Origin of the sequence: uncultured Butyricimonas sp. (genome assembly GCF_959596855.1) — a bacterium.
In the GTDB taxonomy this organism is placed as follows: Bacteria; Bacteroidota; Bacteroidia; order Bacteroidales; family Marinifilaceae; genus Butyricimonas; species Butyricimonas muris.
Genome location: NZ_CAUFYA010000001.1, coordinates 19,750 through 37,381 on the forward strand (window position 1 = coordinate 19,750; position 17,632 = coordinate 37,381).

14 protein-coding genes are annotated in these 17,632 nt (G+C 45.9%); 12 read left to right on the forward strand and 2 right to left on the reverse strand.

Annotated features, from left to right (window positions below; all coding sequences use genetic code 11):
- Positions 1-58: 58 nt before the first annotated feature.
- Complete coding sequence (locus Q5866_RS00080) at positions 59-256, forward strand: hypothetical protein (RefSeq protein WP_303177983.1); 198 nt, start codon at positions 59-61, stop codon at positions 254-256.
- A 199-nt stretch (positions 257-455) separates the two neighbouring features.
- Here Q5866_RS00080 and Q5866_RS00085 read toward each other — a convergent pair whose 3' ends face one another.
- Together Q5866_RS00085 and Q5866_RS00090 are read right to left on the reverse strand one after the other, a co-directional pair.
- The gene (locus tag Q5866_RS00085) at positions 456-1,019 is read right to left on the reverse strand and encodes an RNA polymerase sigma-70 factor (RefSeq protein WP_303177985.1); all 564 of its coding nucleotides are present in this window, start codon (positions 1,017-1,019) and stop codon (positions 456-458) included.
- 323 nt (positions 1,020-1,342) lie between these two features.
- Positions 1,343-2,932: an MFS transporter gene (locus Q5866_RS00090; RefSeq protein WP_303177987.1), complete on the reverse strand. Its 1,590-nt coding sequence runs from the start codon at positions 2,930-2,932 to the stop codon at positions 1,343-1,345.
- Between Q5866_RS00090 and Q5866_RS00095 the strand changes: the two genes are divergently transcribed.
- From Q5866_RS00095 to Q5866_RS00145, 11 genes are all read left to right on the forward strand, one after another.
- Positions 2,913-4,025: an isochorismate synthase gene (locus Q5866_RS00095; protein WP_303177989.1), complete on the forward strand. Its 1,113-nt coding sequence runs from the start codon at positions 2,913-2,915 to the stop codon at positions 4,023-4,025. The genes Q5866_RS00090 and Q5866_RS00095 overlap by 20 nt on opposite strands.
- On the forward strand, positions 4,006-5,700 hold the full coding sequence (menD, locus tag Q5866_RS00100; protein WP_303177991.1) for a 2-succinyl-5-enolpyruvyl-6-hydroxy-3-cyclohexene-1-carboxylic-acid synthase: 1,695 nt from the start codon (positions 4,006-4,008) through the stop codon (positions 5,698-5,700). Before Q5866_RS00095 ends, menD begins: the two co-directional genes overlap by 20 nt.
- A gap of 35 nt (positions 5,701-5,735) precedes the next feature.
- Positions 5,736-6,308, forward strand: coding sequence for a DUF4840 domain-containing protein (locus Q5866_RS00105; RefSeq protein WP_303177993.1), 573 nt, complete (start codon positions 5,736-5,738; stop codon positions 6,306-6,308).
- Positions 6,309-6,346: 38 nt separating this feature from the next.
- Entirely contained in the window at positions 6,347-7,168 is an 822-nt protein-coding gene (gene menB / locus Q5866_RS00110) for a 1,4-dihydroxy-2-naphthoyl-CoA synthase (protein WP_303177995.1), read from the forward strand.
- A gap of 203 nt (positions 7,169-7,371) precedes the next feature.
- Complete coding sequence (locus Q5866_RS00115) at positions 7,372-7,956, forward strand: RNA polymerase sigma-70 factor (protein ID WP_303177996.1); 585 nt, start codon at positions 7,372-7,374, stop codon at positions 7,954-7,956.
- Between the two features lie 63 nt (positions 7,957-8,019).
- A complete protein-coding gene (locus Q5866_RS00120) occupies positions 8,020-9,099 on the forward strand; it encodes a FecR family protein (RefSeq protein WP_303177998.1) in 1,080 nt (359 codons plus the stop codon).
- A 154-nt stretch (positions 9,100-9,253) separates the two neighbouring features.
- Positions 9,254-12,610 (forward strand): SusC/RagA family TonB-linked outer membrane protein, encoded by a 3,357-nt coding sequence (locus Q5866_RS00125; RefSeq protein WP_303178000.1) that lies wholly within the window; start codon positions 9,254-9,256, stop codon positions 12,608-12,610.
- Between the two features lie 11 nt (positions 12,611-12,621).
- Positions 12,622-14,079: a RagB/SusD family nutrient uptake outer membrane protein gene (locus tag Q5866_RS00130; protein WP_303178002.1), complete on the forward strand. Its 1,458-nt coding sequence runs from the start codon at positions 12,622-12,624 to the stop codon at positions 14,077-14,079.
- A gap of 10 nt (positions 14,080-14,089) precedes the next feature.
- A complete protein-coding gene (locus Q5866_RS00135; RefSeq protein WP_303178004.1) occupies positions 14,090-14,845 on the forward strand; it encodes a DUF4843 domain-containing protein in 756 nt (251 codons plus the stop codon).
- 11 nt (positions 14,846-14,856) lie between these two features.
- Positions 14,857-16,494, forward strand: coding sequence for a PKD-like family lipoprotein (locus Q5866_RS00140; RefSeq protein ID WP_303178006.1), 1,638 nt, complete (start codon positions 14,857-14,859; stop codon positions 16,492-16,494).
- 3 nt (positions 16,495-16,497) lie between these two features.
- The gene (locus Q5866_RS00145; protein WP_303178008.1) at positions 16,498-17,625 is read left to right on the forward strand and encodes a TlpA disulfide reductase family protein; all 1,128 of its coding nucleotides are present in this window, start codon (positions 16,498-16,500) and stop codon (positions 17,623-17,625) included.
- Positions 17,626-17,632 lie beyond the last annotated feature (7 nt).

The following is a 17,632-nucleotide window of genomic DNA, read 5'->3' on the forward strand; positions in this document are numbered from 1 at the left end:
AAATTTTCAAGGTAGTGCATACCAACGAACAAAACACTAATTAACAACTAATTAGCAAATGAAAAATCGGATTAAAAAATTACCGAAGACAAAGAGTAACTCAACTCTCCCTCTGTTTATAGAGGGAAACTGGCGAGTAAGCGAGGGCAGCGGGAAGCTTGCTTCCTTGTTGCCGAGCGAGAGCCAGTTCGAGACCGGTTTCCGGGCTCAATACGGCGAAGCCGAGAGGGAGCTCTTCGATTTAGTGATTCAGTGATTGCCGATTCAGTAATTAATGAAACATCGTTTGTGTGGCTGGAATCATTCAATCACTGAATTAATAAACTCCTCCGTCAGCTACGCTGCCACCTCCTCTATAAACAGAGGAGGAGCTGGGATACAGTCTTAAACACTAGAGGAGCAACTTGTAACTTGCAGAAGGCAAGTTGCAACTCGCCGAAAGCGACTCTAGCCCCTTAAAACAAAGCGAACAACAATAAACGATCTTTCAGATAAGGCAATTTTTCCCGGATCATCCGGATAGCCCCGTTCATCTGAACCTTAGCACTATTTTCCGAAATCCCTAATTTTTCGGCTATCTCCTTAAACTTGTAATCCTCGGTGACACGCAAACGAAAAACTTCTTTCATCCCCGGGGGCATCTTATCGACAATTACCTGCAACTCGTCCAACACGGAGCCGTCCTCTATCGCATCCACGGTATCCGAATACAGGTGGGCTTCCAGTACATTCTGTTTATACGAGTCTTTGATTTTCAGATTCCGAAGGAAACTCAGACAACGATTCCTCACTGCCATAAACAGATAGGCCTTTACCGAAGTCGTTATATTCAACATCTCGCTCTTCTCGAAAAGATCCGTGAACAAATCCTGCACGATATCATGAGCTGCCTCGGGATCACATAAATAATTGGCAGCGAAACGATACAAACGGTTATAATATTGCTCGAACAAGAAAACATAAGCCTTCTCCTCCCGGTTCTTTAATTGTTTCACGAGCAAAATATCGTTTTCGTCCATAAAGTGATAGAGTAAGTCCTACAAAGATAACATATGCGAGTTAAAAAGCAAAATATACCCGAAACAATAAGAATACGGTAGAAAATTCCATAATAATAGCGTATCAATTCCGGTTCAATTCCGTCATGAACGCTATACGAACCCTATATGAACCCTATACGAACCCTATTTATAATAGCGTTTATAAAGGGTTATAAAAGCTTACTTAAAGTTTTTTACACGGAAGTGAACCGGAATTGATATACGACTGTAGTTAAATTCTTCTATATAATGGATAGTACTTCCCCGTAACCTCCCACTGAATATCAGACAAAAAAAAGAAATTAGAATTTGTATTCCTCAACAGAACCTATACCCTCGGCAATCTCTTTGATTATACCTTTTTCCACGTAAACCGGACGGGCATATTTCCGTACTATCGGGCGGTAGTGTTCAAAAATCAAAGAAGCTATAAAACAACAGGCACCTGACAACAAGATAATATTCTGCAATCCCGCGAACTTCTCGATAGCCCCCAACACCATACTTCCCACGGGAGCCATGCCCGTGAATGCCATGGCCATATACCCCATTACCCGTCCCCGCTTATCTTCCCGCGACAGCGTTTGCAACAAGGTATTGATAGAAGCCACGGCCGCGATGATCGTGAACCCGACAGGCACACACAAGACAGCCGCCACCCACGGCACGGTCACGAAAGACATCACGACAAGACCGATTCCCAGCAACGCGCCGGAGAGCATAACCACTTTTCCCAATCCCAACACGCTCTTCCGTGCCGCGAGATATAAAGCCGCGATAAACGACCCGACACCCACGCACGACAGTAACAACCCCAGCATCTCGCTCTCCCCGCCCAAAATAGTCTTCACGTAAGCGGGAATAAACGTCATTAACGGCAAACCGAAAAAGCTAATCGCACTCATCAACAACAACAGCGAACGGATAGGTATATCGTGTGCCACGTACAGGAATCCATCCCGCATATCTTCCCACACCCGTTGTTTCACGACGGTTTCCCGGTTCGGTTTTATCCGCATCATCAACAAGGCGATAATCACGGCGATATAACTGACACCGTTCAACAGAAAGCATATTCCTTCGCCCAACAAGCCGATCAGCACACCTCCCACGGCAGGACCTATCAAACGGGAACCGTTGATCACGGCGGAATTCAAGGCGATAGCGTTACCCAATTTCTCCGCGGGCACCAGACTCGGGTAGAACGACTGGCGGGTAGGATTATCCAAAGCATTGATCAACCCGATAAGTAGGCTCAACACCATAATGTGCCACACTTCGATCCAGCCCGTTAGCGTCAATAATGCCATCAGCAAGGCTTGCACCATAGACAGCGATTGCGTCACGACCAGCAAAGCCCGCCGGTTGAAACGATCGACAAAGACACTCATGTAAGGAGTCACGACCAGCACGGGGATTTGCGCCATAAACGTGACCGTCGCCAACAGGAACACGGATCCCGTCAGGCGGAATACCAACCAGCTCATGGCTATTTGCTGCATCCACGTTCCGACGAGTGACACGCATTGTCCCCCGAAATAAAGCCTGAAATTACGATTCTTCAGCGACGCGAATATCTGGGAGAAAGCCCCCGAGTTATTCGGCAATAACTCACGAAGCCCTCGCCAACCGCCCAAAAATTTATGTCTGCCGCTATTTTTTTTCATGTTTTCTCGTTTACCGGGACAAGTTCTCTCGTTTACCCGAAACTTGTAACCTGCCAACCTGTAACTTGCAACGTGGCGCGGCCACAACAATTCGCAAAAGTAGTTAGTTTTTACTTGAATCATGAAGCAACGCAGAAGAATTTTGGTTACTTTCGCGTAAAGATTAGGGTACATCATGACACTACAAACAGAAAATAGATTATCCGTGGCAGAAGCACAAGCCATTTGCTTGAGGAATAATATTCCTTTCTACTCTTATCGCCTGCCCGGTTCGCGTGAAGTCGTATTCGGGGCACAACTGACCAATAACATCCGCCTTTTTAAAGGATTCGAAAAACACCGGGGCGAGAAAGGCTTCATCATCACCCCTTTTAATCCCGCATCATGGAGTTTCCCCTTCTTCATACAGGCAGACCTGACGTTCACGGATTATCTCACGGATCAGGAAGCTATCGTTAATCTCCGGAATACCGTGTTCAACACGCCGGGACGTATTTTCACCAAGCAGGATTGCGAGCATTTCGAGTATCTGGACGAATTGCGCACCCTAATCGCCACGTTGAAACGGGAGGGAATGCGGAAAGCGGTACTATCCCGCACGATCACCATCCCGTGTGATTCTCTGCGGATAGCTCCCGTGTTGTTTGAACAGATGAGGCAATACCATCATGCCTTTCTTTTCTTTGCTGCCATTCCCGGCAAATGCGCGTGGATGGGAGCTTCGCCGGAGACTTTCTTGAAATACGATCGTAACGGATTTTTCTCTATGTCGCTTGCCGGCACGCAACCCGTGTCTACCGCACAGAACCCGCCGCAATGGGGAGAGAAAGACATCGAGGAACAACAAATAGTAACCGATTATATACAAAATACTTTAAAGCAATTTTTCACCCGCCATCTCGAAACGGAAGGACCGATCACGCTTCAAGCGGGCAACGTGTTTCACCTCTGCACCTTTTTCAGAAGTGACGAACAGATTCCACCCGACCGGATCGACGAACTGGTCACGCAATTGCACCCTACCCCGGCCGTTTGCGGTATTCCCAAGAAACGGGCGATGCAAGTGATAACCGAAATCGAGAAGCAGGAACGGGGATATTATGCCGGGTACCTCGGTCCGTTACAGGCAACCGGGGCGTTTGACCTTTTTGTCAACCTGCGCACGATGGAGGTATTCGACGATGCCTTGAAACTATACGTGGGCGGAGGTATCACCCCGTTGTCCGACCCGGAAACCGAATGGCAGGAAACTTGTCAAAAAGCCGATACATTACTCAATTTGATTCGCCAGATCAACTATGGAAAAACTACATTCTGATATCGAGAGCGTTCGCGTGCTCGTGAGTCTGCTCGTGCAAAAAAGAGTACGCCACGTCGTCCTCTCTCCCGGTTCCCGCAACGCACCGTTGGTGGTTTCAATCGCCCGGGAAAGACGCATACTCCACCGTGTTATCACGGATGAACGCTCCGCCGCTTTCTTTGCCCTCGGGATGGCTCAACAAAGTGGTGAACCCGTGGCACTTGTCTGTACTTCGGGTACGGCTTTGTTGAATTACGCACCTGCCGTGGCAGAAGCTTATTATCAAGGAGTGCCGCTTATCGTCATTTCGGCCGACCGCCCCGCGGAATGGATTGATCAGGATGACAGCCAGACAATCCGGCAACAAGGCGCACTCGACCGTTTTGTCAAGAAAAGCTACCAACTGCCCGCGGTGATTGCAAGCGAAGAGGAGCACTGGTACACGAACCGCGTGATTAACGAGGCTATCAACCTGACGAGACTTTCCCGCAAAGGTCCCGTCCATATAAATATTCCCCTGCGGGAGCCCTTGTACGAGTTTCACCAAAAAACACTTCCGGCGGAACGTGTCATTGAAGCGACTCCTTCAAGGAATGTTTTCCCGGACGAAATTATAAACCAACTGAGGCAGGAGTTCGCGTCTTCGACCAACGTGATGATCATCGCGGGATTTCAAGCTCCCGATCCGGTTTTACAACGACATATCGAACAACTCGCGGGATTCCCGAACACGGTAGTTCTCACGGAAAGCGTGGCTAACTTGACTACACCTTGTTCCTTCTCGACGCTCGATCGTATCATCTCGACCGTGCGTCCGGGGGAAGCCGGGGCATACGCTCCCGATTTACTCATCACGTTCGGGGGTGCCATTATCTCCCGCATGATAAAGGCGTTTATCCGCGAGCACCCGCCCCGCGTACATTGGCATATAGACGAACGTGCCACCCCGCCGGACACGTACAAGTCCATGACACGGCACCTGCAAACAAATACCGGGGAGTTTTTTAAACAATTCCTGTCAACACCGCTTCCCTTGATATCCGCTTCCGGCTACGCGTGGAAATGGTTGCAAAAAGCGGAATCGGCGACAACCAAACACGAGGCATATATAAACCGCATCCCGTGGTGTGACCTGAAAGCATTTTCCGTGTTGATGCCCTCGTTGCCCGCCGATAGCCACCTACAACTCGGGAACAGTACTCCCATCCGTTACGCCCAGCTTTTCCGCTATTCCCAAGTATCCCGTTCGGATGCCAACCGCGGAACCAGCGGCATTGACGGATGTACCTCTACCGCTATCGGGGCAGCCTGTTCTTTTGACGGGACGACAACCCTCATCGTGGGGGATAACAGTTTCCTGTACGACTCGAACGCTCTTTGGATGAAACAGATACCAGCCCGCCTGCGAATCATCGTGATGCAGAACGGCGGAGGCGGAATCTTCCGTTTCCTCCCGGGACCGTCGGCATTGCAGGAGGTGGAAAAGTATTTCGAAACACCGCATAAGGTGAACCTGAAACAATTGGCAAAAACCCATAATTTCGAGGTTTACAAGGCCGACAATGAAGCTGCTTTACGGGAAATTCTACCTGTTTTTTACGGACCGTCACAACGTCCGGCGGTATTGATTGTCGAGACCCCGGGGGAAATAAACGGCGAGATTCTGAAAAAATATTTCGAGGCTTTGAAATAGACTTGGAAGTAATTTATTATCTTTAAATCGTGGAAATGAAAAAGAAATTAATCGGATTAAAGATTTTGAGCATTCTTTCTCTCGTTATCCTTTTATCAGGGTGTAATGATGATGAAGAAAAGATTAGCGCCAAGCAAATCCGACAAGCTCTATTCGATATGAAAGGGACATATCATGGTTCCATTGAAGTTGCATTTTATCACGGGGATGAAATCAAAAAGATTGACAACGCCAAAGCCAAATCACGCGATTCTCTTTCATTCGTGATGCCGCTTGCACCCATTGCCGACATCATCGACGACAAGCAGGTTGCTAAGACCCTACGTGACATTGAAGAAGTGGAAGTCAAAGCCGAATACGAATTTTTACAAATTGACAATGATGGATACTCCGTGCATTTTGTACTCATTCCGGAAAACATTGTCATTCCCGCCAATGGAAACACGCCGGACATTACGATAGTCCTCGCCGACACGTTCGGCGGTGATTTTGAGAAAGCCTTTAATTTTATCATGTTCAATGTTTCTCCTAAAGAAATTTTAGTGGGAGGCACCAAACTTGATTCTTTCAAACAACTTGTCTATCACTTCAGAGGAGAGTATGAATAATCTAGCTTACAGTATGTAAATATTAAAACCATAAGAATATGTCAAAACGAAACTGGACTACTATCAAAGAATACGAGGATATTAAATTTGAGTTCTTCGAGGGAATAGCCAAAATCACGATTGATCGTCAGGAAGTGTATAACGCTTTTCGCCCGCAAACCAATTTTGAAATGTTGGATGCCATGAATATTTGCCGCGAACGCAGTGATATCGGGGTGGTGGTACTCACGGGGGCAGGGGATAAAGCCTTCTGCTCGGGAGGCGACCAAAAGGTGAAAGGCGTGGGTGGATATATTGACGAGAACGGGGTACCCCGGTTGAACGTGCTCGACCTACACAAAGCTATCCGTTCACTTCCGAAACCCGTGATTGCCATGGTCAACGGTTACGCCATCGGGGGCGGACACGTGCTGCACGTGGTGTGTGACCTTACTATCGCTTCCGAGAATGCCCGTTTCGGTCAGACCGGCCCGAAGGTGGGGAGTTTCGACGGGGGATTCGGTTCCTCTTATCTTGCCCGTCACGTGGGACAGAAGAAAGCACGGGAAATATGGTTCCTGTGCCGCCAGTACACGGCAAAAGAAGCCGAAGAGATGGGTATGGTGAATAAAGTGGTTCCCTTCGAGCAACTGGAAGACGAAACCGTGGAATGGTGCAAAACAATCATGCAACGGAGTCCGATGGCAATCCGCATGATTAAACGGGCATTGAACGCGGAACTCGACGGACAACACGGGATAATGGAATTTGCCGGAGATGCCACCCTCATGTATTATCTGATGGAAGAGGCACAAGAGGGTAAAAATGCCTTTTTGGAGAAAAGGGACCCGGATTTCCAACAATTTCCCAAGTTTCCTTGACAGCAGGGGCTATAAAATTTGTCATCATCAAGTATCAATATCCGTTCGTTTATTAAACGAAAAAAGATATTTTGTAGTTACAAACGTAATACATTGAAAATAAGCAAATATTCAAAATTCAATCAAAAAGTAAAGAACACAAAAAACAATATCAATAAACGAACGTTTAATAATATAGAATTACACATGGTAGTACATTGATAATGATAGAAAAAGGTAGTCATACGACTGAAAATGCTAAAAATGAAAAGGCTCAGATAGACCAATCACTATTGGACGCATTAATCAAAGGAGAGGAAGCAGCTTTCGAGAAAATATATAAAAGCTATTTCGCTCTCCTTCGAAACTATTCTGCCTCTATCGTGGGTGATTCCGACGCGGCTTACGAGATTATTCAAAATATCTTTGTCGCCTTATGGGAAAACCGTAAAAATCTCGACCGGGAGAAATCTCTCCGCAATTACCTTCTTCGCAGCGCGCACAACAATTCCTTGCGTTATCTCAAAACCCAATCTCTCCACCTACGACATCAAGAAAACCTCAAAAAGGAAAAAAGCGAAGAGGAACAAGAGAACGTGATCCGACACGAAGAATATCCCGATCCCGAACAACAATTATCCGCTTTACTGAATGAATTACCGGAAAGAAGCCGACAAGTGGTGATCATGAGTCATATCGAGAACAAGAAAAGTGCCGACATTGCCCGAGAATTAGGCATTTCCGTCCGAACGGTAGAAACCATTCTCTACCAAGCAATGAAAAAACTTCGGGGAAAAATAAAAAAATAGTATTTCCGAATACGTAGTTTCGGGAAGTCAGGTATTATATATATACTTTAGTGAATAGTGCGAATGAAAACAGATGCAGACAAATATTTGAATCGCCCCATCGGGGAAAATGAAGATGAGTTGCTGGATGAAATCTGGAACTCTCTCCCGGAAGAGGAGTGCGAGGAACATATATTGAACGAGAATTACCAAGAGGTGAAAAGCAGAATCCGCCGGAGAAGAAATACCCGCCGGATGTATTGGATTTCCGGCAGTGTTGCCGCGGCTTGCGTGTTCGTGTTCCTGTTTCTGTTGTTCCGTCCCACTGCCTTGCAGGATGTTCCGGTATACGCCCAACTCGATAACATGGGAGTATCCGTTTGCAACGAACAGGTGCAGTTGATTGTCGGGGATTCTGCCGTTTCAAACTTGGGAAGCGACGCGAAGATAAATGTAGACAAACATTCGAATGTCGCGCTGCAATCCGCCGACGGGAAAAAGATTATGCTGCAAGAGGCAAAAGTATTGAAAATATACGTCCCCTCGGGCAAGCATTTCAATCTTGAATTAACTGACGGCACACGTATCGTGCTAAACGCCGACACGTGGTTCGAGTATCCCTCGACGTTTGACTCCCAATCGGAACGCAGGGTGAAAATCAACGGAGAGGGATTCTTTGAAGTGAAAAGCGATACGACGAAACCTTTCTACGTGGAGATTCCCAACGGGGAATCGATTCGGGTACTCGGTACCTGTTTCAACGTATCGGCTTATGAAGACAACACGGAAAACGTGACCACGCTACTTTCCGGTAAAATAGCTTATCACGTTCCGGCGAACAACCAAACGGTGACTTTATCACCGAACGAGCAAATTCGCGTGGACAAAGGAACGAACAAGGTAAAAAAACACGAGGTAGATGCCGCGGAATACGCCATGTGGAAAGAGGGCGTAATTTATTTCAACAACGAGAAACTAAGCGTGTTAGCTAAAAAATTGTCCAGGATGTACGGTATCGATATTCAGGTATCGGAGGAACACCACGATTCCCGTTTTTCGGGGATGATCCGACACGAGCGGGGAATCGACTATATCACGAGGTTAGTAACAACGACAAGTAATATCAAATGTATTATTGAGAACGGGATTATATATTTGAAGTAGGTAAGAAAGGAGATAACGATTAATAAATCATAGTTAGAGGAACTCCCTCAATATCAATAATAAAACTTTATTGAAAAATAAAGTTCAAGACTTTGTATGCTTAAAAAAAATGAAAACTCGAGTATAAATAAATATCAATTAACACTAAATCAACATGAAAAAAGACAAATCATTTAGTCTGAGCCGGATGATACCCCGGGATAAACTCCGGGGAAAGATCCTCCTGCCGGTATTCCTGCTTATAGTGCTTTGCAGTTTTACGCGGGTAAGTTACGCTCAAGAGGCACAACTAAATTTAAAACTGGAAAATTCCACGTTACTGGATGCCTTGAAGAAAATCGGGACAGCCACGGGAATGGAATTCTTTTATAATGCCGGACAAATCAGTACTTCCAATAAACGAATCACGAGAGAATTCAAGAATACCCCGTTAAAGACGGCGTTGGAATATGTTTTGGACGAAACTCCTTTTACGTTCAAAATTGAAGATAAGACGATTATCATCACGCAACGTCCGGCGGAACCTCAAAAGCCCCGAACGAGAATCATCGAATTGAAAGGGGTTGTCGTAGACGGCGACACGCAGGAATCATTACCGGGAGTAACCGTCATGGTCGAAGGGACAACCAAAGGGACTGCCACTAACGCGGACGGACAATTCACGTTTCCTCTCGATTCGGCAGAGTATAATATTATTTTCTCGTACATCGGTTACGAGCGCCAAATAAAGAAATTTACCGGAAGCAATATGGCGGATTTTCAGAAAATCGTGCTCGTGCCTGCCGTTGAAAAAATCGAAGACGTGGTGGTGACCGGAATCTACCGGAGAAAGAAAGAGAGTTTCACCGGAGCGGCAAGCACGTATAAGGTGGAAGATTTGAAAGCCGCAGGAACGCAAAATGTACTCCAAAGTATCAGAACTCTCGACCCCTCTTTCAAGATTAATGTCAATAATCAATTCGGATCAGACCCGAACCGGCTGCCGGACGTGGAGATACGGGGCAAGAGTAGTGTCATGGGATTGAAAGAAGAGTACGGTACCGACCCGAACCAACCGTTGTTTATATTGGACGGTTTCGAAACGGATTTGCAGACTGTCATGGATTTGAACATGAACCGGGTTGCATCCGTAACACTATTGAAGGATGCCGCTTCCACGGCAATTTACGGTTCGAGAGCCGCCAACGGCGTACTGGTTATCGAAACGAAAGTTCCGGAAAAAGGAGTGCTTTCCCTCTCGTACAAGGGTGATTTCAGCGTCACCATGGCTGACTTGTCGGACTACAACCTGATGAACGCACGGGAGAAATTGGAGTTTGAAACCAGAGCGGGCAGGTACACCAGTACCAGCAGCAATCCGATGGATCAGGTCACGCTGGACAATCTCAGAAATCAACGTTTACAAGACATCGAACGCGGTGTTAACACCTACTGGCTCAGCGAACCGATTCGCACGGGTTTCGTTCAGAAACACAACCTTTATGCCGAAGGAGGCGAGGAACGCATCCGGTACGGGCTGGGGTTAAGTTACGGCAACACGCAAGGAGTGATGAAAGGTTCCGACCGTCAAACGATAAGCGGAAATATCGACTTGGTTTACCGTACCGGGAAATTCCAGTTCAGTAATAAATTTATACTGGATTACATGAAAACGAATAACCCGGCTGTTCCTTTCTCGGAATACGCAAAAGCCAATCCTTATTTCAGAAAATACAACAGCGAAGGCGGTATCGACAAATATTTATACTACACGGAAGACCCCGAAGAATATTCCGTACCCAATCCCTTGTGGAACGCTCACCTGAATAATTACGACGTGCAGGATCAATTCGGGTTCACGAATAATTTTATCCTCGAATGGTTTGCCACGAATGACCTGCGTGCAAGAGCCAAGTTCGGAATTACCAAAAACAATTCGACAGCCGAGGTACGTCTTTCCCCGCAACACAGTGATTTTGATGAGATGAGCGAGACGGAGAAAGGACTCTACACGAATGCTCAAACGAAAAATTTGAATTACGAAGGAGATATTTCGGTTACCTACGGACGCCTGTTCGCCGGGAAACACATGGTAAATGCTGTTGCCGGATTCAATTTCAGCACCAAGGAAAACACTCGAAACGGTTATAAGGCTATCGGCTTCACGGAAGATGAATTTGACGCCCCGTCTTTCACGAACAGCTACCCGGCAGGCTCTAAGCCGACTTACACGGAAAGCAAAACACGTGCCGCCAGTTTTTATATCAACGGGGGATACGCTTATGACAACCGTTATCTGTTTGATTTCAACTACCGCAGTGACGGTACTTCCGTGTTCGGGACAAACAACCGTTTCAGAAACACGTGGTCTGTCGGTTTAGGCTGGAACATCCACGCCGAGAAATTCATGGAGAATTGCGATTTCTTCCAGTTATTAAAACTCAGAGGTTCGGTCGGGAACCCGGGGAACCAGAATTTCGCTTCTTACCAAGCATTCTCGACCTACGCTTTCACGCACTGGATGAGCAATATTTTCGGAACCGGAGTTATTCTCGAAGGCTTGGGCAATCCCGATCTGGCATGGCAGGAAACTATCAATTACAGTTTGGGAACCGATATCACGATGCTGAACGAGCGAGTGAACCTCACCTTGGATTTGTACCGGAAAAAGACCGATCCGCTGGTAGCAGCCATCACGACACCGAGCTCTATCGGGGTGAAGAGTGTTATGATGAACATGGGACAACTGAAAACAGACGGTATTGAAGTAACGTTAAAAGTTTCTCCCATTTACCGCCCGCAAGAGCGTTTTGTATGGAATATCAGCCTCAACGGGACGCACGCTAAATCAAAATATTCCAAGATAGGGAATAGGTTACAGTCGATGAACGAACAGAATCAAGAGAACCTGAACACGACCAGATACTATGACGGCGGTAGTCCTACCGATATTTGGGCAGTAAGATCGGCAGGTATCGATCCGGCAACAGGTCAGGATTTATTTATCAAGAAAGACGGGACTTACACCTTCGCGTATGACAAGAATGACGAGGTGGTGGTCGGAAATACCGAACCGAAACTGGAAGGAGTGCTCGGCACAACCCTTTACTATAAAGGTTTCTCGTTCGGATGTTACCTGCGTTACCGGTTAGGAGGTCAGGTTTTCAATAGCGCTCTCTACGAAAAAGTGGAAAATATCAACCGGGAAGGGATCAATTATAATCAGGATAAACGGGCTTTGTACGACCGTTGGAGTACCCCGGGACAAGAGGCTAAATTCAAAAGAATCTCTCTTTTCCAAACGACCGAAACTTCTTCCCGATTCGTGATGGACGAGAACACGCTGAGCGGAGAGTCTTTCAACGTCGGTTACGAGTTTTCCCAACCTTTCATCAAGCATGTCGGGTTGTCCACATTAACCGTGCAAGCGAACATGAACGATATTTTCAGAGTTTCGTCGGTAAAGAGCGAGCGAGGCATTGACTACCCGTTCGCACGCACGATGTCATTCTCTATATCTGCAACCTTTTAAACGGAAGAATTATGAAAAGAAAAATACAATTAATCACGCTTATATGTTGCTCCCTTGTTTTCGGGGCTTGTGACAGTTGGTTGGACGTGAAGCCTTACGACCAGATAGCGGAAGAAGACCTGTTAAACTCGGAAGCCGGTTTCCAGAAATTACTGAACGGCGTGTACATCGAGTTGAACGACGAGAACCTTTACGGAAGTACCCTCATGGTGGAGATGCTCGAACTCATGGGCGGAGCCTACAAGATCGGCGACGACCAAGCGAAATGGGGGGATTATATTGATTTGAACAGTTACAAATACAGCACGGAATACTGGCGGGGACGTTTGGATAAAGTTTGGGAGAAGGCTTACGCACTGATCATGAACTGTAACAAGATTCTCGATAACATAGAAGGACGGGAATCACTCTTCACGGGGATCAATTACGATATTATCCGGGGGGAAGCCTTGGCGTTGCGTGCCATGTTGCACTTCGATATGTTGCGCCTGTTCGGTCCGGTTTACATGAATAACCCGGAAAACGTGTGTATCCCCTACTATCTGCATCAATCACCGAACGTGAATGATTTGTTACCCGCGAACAAGGTAATGGAATATATCATCGGCGATTTGCAGGAAGCGGAGAAAGCGTTGGCAAATGACCCGATCATCACGAAAGGTACTTTGATGGAGTCTGCCGGGAATGAATCCAATTTCCTGCGCTACCGGGCATTACGCATGAATTACTACGCGGTACAAGGGCTCATGGCACGGGTTTATCTCTATGCTGGGGATAAAACCAATGCTTCCACCTACGCCAAGAAAGTGATCACGGCGGCAGAAGCGGGGACATTCCCGTTCACGGAAAGGACGGAAGCAAAGAGTGACCGGATTTTCTCGTCAGAGGTATTGTTTGCTTTAACGAACACGAATCGAGTTTTGTTATTCAAGAATTACTACGACCCGTCCCGTAACCCGGCGTTTATATTTACCATGGATGAAAAATTATTGAATTTCCTGTACTCGGCGTCGGGTTCCTCTACCACGAGCGACACTCGTTTTGAGGCCAACTGGGAACAGGCTACTCTTCCCGGATTGACAAGCGGTGCCCGGTATTTCTATAAATACAATGATATGAGTACCACCGGACTGATACAGAACACGATGATTCCGATGTTAAAGTTGGGAGAGATGTATCTGATCGCCGCAGAAAGCGAATCGGAAACTTTGGATGACGGACTTCCATATATCAACACGTTGAGAAATAAAAGAGGTATCTCGAATTTAGGTTCACTAACCATAACGGCTCTGACCTACGAATACATGCGCGAGTTGTATGGTGAAGGACAATTGTTCTATTTCTATAAACGGACGTTTACAATGATCCTAAATAGAACGAATAGTCGCAATAATCCCACAGGTCAAGCGGCATCTACCCAAGTTTTCGTGGTGCCTTTACCCGACACTGAAATCAATAACAGACAATAATATGCGAATCATGAAAACAAGAAATATATTTATATGGATTATACTCATTCTAGGATTAACCGCTTGTTCTGAAGAAGAAGTTAATACCTATAATGCAGAGGAAGGAATCTATTTCAACCAACGTATAAGAGTGGGTAATATATTGACGGACAGCACGAATTTCACGTTCGTGTATATCGAGGAATCACAGAACGAGGCAACCGTATCTATTCCGGTTCAATTAGTCGGGAGGGCTACTGATGAACCTCGCCCGGTAAACATCAAAGTTGTCGGGGGAAGTGCAAAGGAAGGGGACGATTTCGTGTTACCCGTCAACCCGGTATTACCCGCAGGAGCCAGTTCGTTCAATTATGAAATTACGTTAAAGCGCTCGACTACCCTGCAGGAAGAAGCAAAAACAATCGAGATCGCCATTGAAGAGAACGAGTATTTCAGACCGATTATCACGCACGAGATCACAGATATCCAAAGCGGTACGGATGTTACAGCCATGCGTCATAAAATAGAGTTTTCGGAATTATTCACGGAGGCGCCTGCCGCTTGGTACACTTATATATACCCATTTACCCCTCAACGTTTCTTTCTGACTTGCCGGGTAATGGATATTCCGCGTTCAGACTTTAATGATGCGTCAAAAATAACAAGTGCCAGATTCCAATATTTAATATCTGAAATGAGAAAATATGTAGCGGAACAATTGTTACTGGAGAATCCCGATCCGGAAATCTTTGATGAGAACGGAAATCTTATCTTTCAACTACAATAAAAAAACTAATTATGAAACAGATATTATATAGAATAAAATCACTTTTTTTACTTGTTGCAATCGCAGGTGGAATTAGTGCTTGCGCAGACGATAAGGGTAATTATAATTACCATGATATCCCGGAAGTGAAAATTGAAGGTATCGGTAATTCCATTACAGCTTTGGCATACCAGAATTTGTCTATCCCCGTGCAGTTAGACGGCTTGCAAGCCGATGAGAACCGGTATGAATACGAGTGGCGGGCTATCCGTCAATTCGAGGCAGAAGATGAAAATGATGCCGCAAGCGAAGTGTTGGCAACCACAAAAGAATTTAATGATATTATATCTTTACGCCCCGGTCCTTATAAATTGATTTACACGGTAAAGGACAAGCAACTGGACGTATTTTACCAACAGCAGGCAAATCTTTCCGTTGTCACGACAACTTCCGAGGGATGGGTTCTTCTGTGTTCCGAGAATGGCAATGTCCGTTTGGATATGATTTCTACCGTGTTAGGAGAAGAGGTACATTCAAAGGATATGCTTGCCGATTCGGATATGCCTTTCAAAAAAGGACCATTGGCGTTCATCGCTCTTGACCCCGGAAACGAAGAAAGTGCTCCGCAAGTAGACCCTATATCTCCATTTTACTTGCTTACCGAAGAAGGAACTACCCGGTTGCATAAAGATGCTTTCGAATGGAAAGAAGAATATCGTATGAAATACGAAATGGGAGATATGAGCGATGCCAAACCTACTCATATCACATCAGCAGGATATTTTCGGATGATGGTAACACCGGATGGAATACATAGTAGTAATTTCGGTTCAGGAACCGAAGCATTGTGGGAATCAAAATTGAATTATCTCCGTAATGGCGATAACACGAAAGAGTATATACAAGTCGCACCATACGTGGGATGTAATATCACGAATCCGGCACAAATGGCTCCTATTTTCATGTTTTATGATTTAGACCATAAACGATTTGTTTACCATCCGGGAGGTATGTACGGGGCATTGATCCAAGATCTGACTGTCGGTTGCGTGAACATGAGCGATGATGAAGCCGGAATAGATGCTTCTTTTTCATTCCCAATAGGATACAACTACATCTACATGGAAAATACCGGACGTCAATATACGGAAGGCGCCATGGGCGGCTTTAATAATATCACTTTTACGATTCTGGAGAATAACGGCATTTATCATCTCTACGGGATCTCGTTAAACGATTATTATATGTTCATGGTGGGAATGGCGACAGCCCCCTACACAAAAACCCACTACGCAGACCTCTCCAATTGTACCGATATCACACGAGCAGAACATTTTGCATTCAGTCCCTTGAACAATCAGATGTTTTATGCCGTGGACGGAAAGGTTTACCGGGTGAATCTGGACACGAGTACCCCTTCTGCCCAATTCCAGTTTGAGGTGCCGGGAGAAATTACTTGTCTGAAATTCTATCTATACAGGAACGCAGAAAATGCCAGACATTCTTACGATTTGATCGTGGGTAGCGACAAGGGCGGTACTGACGGAGGTGAACTCAGAGTGTACGAAGCCATTGATAACCTTGCACAAATAACCGATTACAAAGAGTATCATTCCGGTTTCGGCAGAATCGTGGATATTATCTATAAAGAACCTATAACTCAAGAATAAAAAATGAAATACATTTTATTTATCGCATTCATTCTATCCGTCGTCAGTTGTGCAAAACACGACGGATATACCCTCACGGGACACGTCCCCGAAGCATGGGAAGGGAAACCCGTTTTTCTGGCACTGGATGATACAAATCAACCTCATTTTATCGACAGCACGAAAATATCGGGAGGCAAATTCAAATTCCAAGGTAAATTCGAAGTTCCGCGTTATTGCACGATTAACATTTACCTTGATCCCAATGACCGACAGACTCGTAGTAAAATTATAAACTTCTCGTTATTTATCGACAGCACAGCGGTTGAAGCCACTTGCGACTATTCCGGCAAACACCCCGTGTTCCAAATCTCCGGAAGCGGCACACAAACTGAATACCAGAACTACCTGAGCGAGATACAGCCCATGGAAGATGACCGGAGTAAAACGTTTTACGCTTACGGGGAAGCCTACTACAGCACGAAAGATTTAGCCAAAGCGCTCGAACTCGCCAAACTTGTCACGGAAAAAAGACTCGCAATCAGAGAGGCTAAAATGAAATACCTGAAAGCGCACCCCGAATCCGCCATCAGCGTTAAGATAGCGCAAGAACTCTCCGACAGAAATTCAGACCTTTCCCTGAAAGAAATTGAAGGATTGTTCACCAGCCTATCGCCCGAAATGCAAAATTCGGAAATGGGGCAGGCTCTTCGGGCAACAATTCAAGGCAGACAGGTATTTATCGGAGGGACTTTCATCGATATGGAACTCATGGCACCGGACGGAAGTAAAAAGAAAATATCGGATTTCGTGAAACCCGGATGTACTACATTGATCGAATTCTGGGCATCATGGTGCAGTCCCTGCCGTGCGGAAATTCCCCACATGCGTAACACGTACAGTAAATACCATCCCAAAGGGTTAAATATCGTGAGTATCTCCATTGACAGTGAGCCGAAGAATTGGCATCAAGCCATGGAAGAGGAAAAAATGCCTTGGGGACAACTTATTGATAATACCAAAGCAGCCTTTCGAGCTTATAACCTGACCGGAGTTCCTTCCTCTATCCTTGTAGACGACAAGGGAAAGATTATTAACGTAAACGCAAGAGGCGGATGGCTGGATGCTGCCATGCAGGAAATCTATGATTAATTATTAA

Bases quoted from the DNA above. Each gene is read 5' to 3' on its own strand.
- Q5866_RS00080 (WP_303177983.1), top strand. From the start codon at position 59: ATGAAAAATCGGATTAAAAAATTACCGAAGACAAAGAGTAACTCAACT.
- Q5866_RS00085 (WP_303177985.1), bottom strand. From the start codon at position 1,019: ATGGACGAAAACGATATTTTGCTCGTGAAACAATTAAAGAACCGGGAG.
- Q5866_RS00090 (WP_303177987.1), bottom strand. From the start codon at position 2,932: ATGGCTTGTGCTTCTGCCACGGATAATCTATTTTCTGTTTGTAGTGTC.
- menD (WP_303177991.1), top strand. From the start codon at position 4,006: ATGGAAAAACTACATTCTGATATCGAGAGCGTTCGCGTGCTCGTGAGT.
- Q5866_RS00105 (WP_303177993.1), top strand. From the start codon at position 5,736: ATGAAAAAGAAATTAATCGGATTAAAGATTTTGAGCATTCTTTCTCTC.
- menB (WP_303177995.1), top strand. From the start codon at position 6,347: ATGTCAAAACGAAACTGGACTACTATCAAAGAATACGAGGATATTAAA.
- Q5866_RS00115 (WP_303177996.1), top strand. From the start codon at position 7,372: ATGATAGAAAAAGGTAGTCATACGACTGAAAATGCTAAAAATGAAAAG.
- Q5866_RS00120 (WP_303177998.1), top strand. From the start codon at position 8,020: ATGAAAACAGATGCAGACAAATATTTGAATCGCCCCATCGGGGAAAAT.
- Q5866_RS00125 (WP_303178000.1), top strand. From the start codon at position 9,254: ATGAAAAAAGACAAATCATTTAGTCTGAGCCGGATGATACCCCGGGAT.
- Q5866_RS00130 (WP_303178002.1), top strand. From the start codon at position 12,622: ATGAAAAGAAAAATACAATTAATCACGCTTATATGTTGCTCCCTTGTT.
- Q5866_RS00135 (WP_303178004.1), top strand. From the start codon at position 14,090: ATGAAAACAAGAAATATATTTATATGGATTATACTCATTCTAGGATTA.
- Q5866_RS00140 (WP_303178006.1), top strand. From the start codon at position 14,857: ATGAAACAGATATTATATAGAATAAAATCACTTTTTTTACTTGTTGCA.
- Q5866_RS00145 (WP_303178008.1), top strand. From the start codon at position 16,498: ATGAAATACATTTTATTTATCGCATTCATTCTATCCGTCGTCAGTTGT.